2 protein-coding genes and 1 pseudogene are annotated in these 2,337 nt (G+C 55.2%); 2 read left to right on the top strand and 1 reads right to left on the bottom strand.

What is annotated here, in order from left to right; all coding sequences use genetic code 11:
* A pseudogene (locus WM40_RS29740) lies at positions 1–115 on the bottom strand (IS6 family transposase); the annotation flags it as partial.
* Between the two features lie 745 nt (positions 116–860).
* Between WM40_RS29740 and WM40_RS26455 the strand changes: the two are divergent.
* Together WM40_RS26455 and WM40_RS26450 are read left to right on the top strand one after the other, a co-directional pair.
* Entirely contained in the window at positions 861–1,721 is an 861-nt protein-coding gene (locus tag WM40_RS26455; protein WP_157793815.1) for a hypothetical protein, read from the top strand.
* The coding region (locus tag WM40_RS26450) for a hypothetical protein (RefSeq protein WP_046154549.1) at positions 1,718–2,337 on the top strand (620 nt) is incomplete at its 3' end. The genes WM40_RS26455 and WM40_RS26450, both read left to right, overlap by 4 nt.

Below are 2,337 nucleotides of genomic sequence, written 5' to 3'. Positions count from 1 at the left end.
CCAGATCGCGTAGGCTGAGCTTGTAGCGAAGGTACCAGCGCACGCACAGCACGATGATTTCGCGATCAAAATGTCGACCATCAAACAACCCATCCCCGCCTTTGCCCTTGCTCATCATCGATCACCCGATTTTTGAGCAGCATAATGTAACAGATTCAGACCACCTATTTGCACCAGAGCCACCTTTACCAGAAAGGCTTTCGGGAAAATTTTCAGTTTTCGGGGGATGGGCAAAAATAGCCATGTTTGGAACGCCGTCCGCTTTTCTCGATAAGATATCCTACATATAAGCACACTCTCAACGATCTTACCTATTTGCACCAAAATCGGCAGTCCAAAAATGCACTAATTTTGATATGCTTGTCAGTCGTAATGCGCTTCAATGAACTGATTTGTGGAGCAGTCCTATGCCGATCGACACTATGCAATACCGACAACGCGTCGGTCGTTTTCAGCAGGATGCCGCTCTGGAAACGCTGTGTCTAAAGCAGACTTCGAACCCAGGATTACCCCCGGAAATGGCGAGATTCAACACGCAAATAGCGCTCGCGAGAAACGCCCCGATGTTACAAGAGCCATCGGTCACCCATAGGGGGCGCCCAACGGGACACCGTGGCATGACTGCTTTGCAATTTATGCTGCTGCTGACCACGGTCCGTTCAGTGGATGCCAGGCAAGGTGCCGACGCCCATGACGTCGCAGCGATAAGCCCTGGTATTCCTTATGGAGTCGGTACGGTGCATTGGAATGGCTGGACACCGGAGCCGATCAAGCCTTCTGCGTCGCCGCGTGTAGCGGATGTAACGGACGACCCTGCACCGCGGCCCGACGTTGCGGTTCGATATGATGACCGCACCCGCATGCTTGTCGTAGCGGGATCAAAGCAGAAAGCGAAAATCATCGGATCGCTGAAAAACGCCTGGATAGACGCTGGTTTGCTCAACGCGGAACAGGGGGCGTGCATCGCCTCAGCGTTTCGCCAATCTGCGTCTGCGCAGCCTGTCATGCTCGCAACGCTGGCACCTGCGCCACAGCACCAAAGTCGTCCAAAGCGCGCGTCGGAAGCTGCGCTCAATGCAATGATTCAACGTCATATCAAGGAAAATTGCGCCTACGAGGAGGAGGTGCGCAACGTAAGAGGTGACAATGAAGGAAAACTCTTAATATTCGAAGCGCAGCGCATCGAAAACCCTTTTCGCGCCTTGTTCGATGGTGACGAAGCCTACCCTTCACCTGAAATGCGCGGCGTCGAAAACGGCCTTAACGGCGCGGTGGATATTCTCACGCTCGGTATCAAGCCGCTGATCGCCAAGATCGTCGCGAACGCGAAGCGCTCCGAGTACTACCAAAGCAAGGGCGACGCGATCTGCGCCCAACGTTACCAGCGCTGGAGTCTCGCTGAATTGGCCATGGCGCTGGATGTTGACGGGCTCGCGTTTATGCCTCGACACGCGCGTCTGCCTGGGAAAGGCAAGCCGCTGGAGCTGAAACACGCGCTGCCGGGGCAGACACGTGCAGCGTATTTTACCACCCCTGCCGGGAGCGGTGTCCGCCGAGAAATATTGTTGGAGGTGAAACCCGCGAATGCGATGGGGGATATTTCCGCGGGGCCAATTTATTTGAAGCCCACATCTAAAAAAACGAATTTATCACCCACCATCCCGATGCGCAACGACCGGAGCTTCTGGAGAGACGCGTCATCGTCGATGAGTCGCACATGACGTGGCGATACGCTGACACATTCAGCACGGCTGGTTTGAACGTCGATATCAAGGAAGGAAGGCGTCAGATAGCACTCTATGGCGATTATTACGATCTGCAATTGAACGCGGAAAATATTTTCGAGGTCGTGGTCAAAAAAGAGGGAGGGGTTCGAGAATATGTCCCAGTCTACCAAGAGCCTCTTTCCCGGACCTGGCATATGGCGGTGCACGATGGCGTGCAAGTCTTTGGCGCGAAAGACCGTGCGTTTATCAATCGAATCAGCGTCGATCTGGACCCCGCTCTGACGTACATTCCAGGACCGACGAATAACCCGAAAGCGTACGGTGCCGGTATCGTGTTTCAGACTGAGATCAGAGGCGACGAGACGCACTATACGCATAGCCGGGTTCTCGAAATGGGCGGCCGCCTAGTGCCGGTCAGAACGTGCACCACACCGGGCCACGGCATGCACTTCGAGGCTTATGACACGCGTACGCCTGCACTGGCGGGAAGGCCGGTCGCGTTCGACGGTATGCGCTGGCACTTTGAACCGAGTACTTCGCCCACCGTTTCCCCAGCGGTGGCGCGCGCGCTTGCAACGAAGAAGTCTACACGTCTGCCGGTCAAGATCCC

The organism is Robbsia andropogonis (assembly GCF_000970345.1).
Taxonomy (GTDB): domain Bacteria; phylum Pseudomonadota; class Gammaproteobacteria; order Burkholderiales; family Burkholderiaceae; genus Robbsia; species Robbsia andropogonis.
Note: the sequence above shows the minus strand (reverse complement) of the source record. Positions and strands in the feature narration are given on the sequence as shown.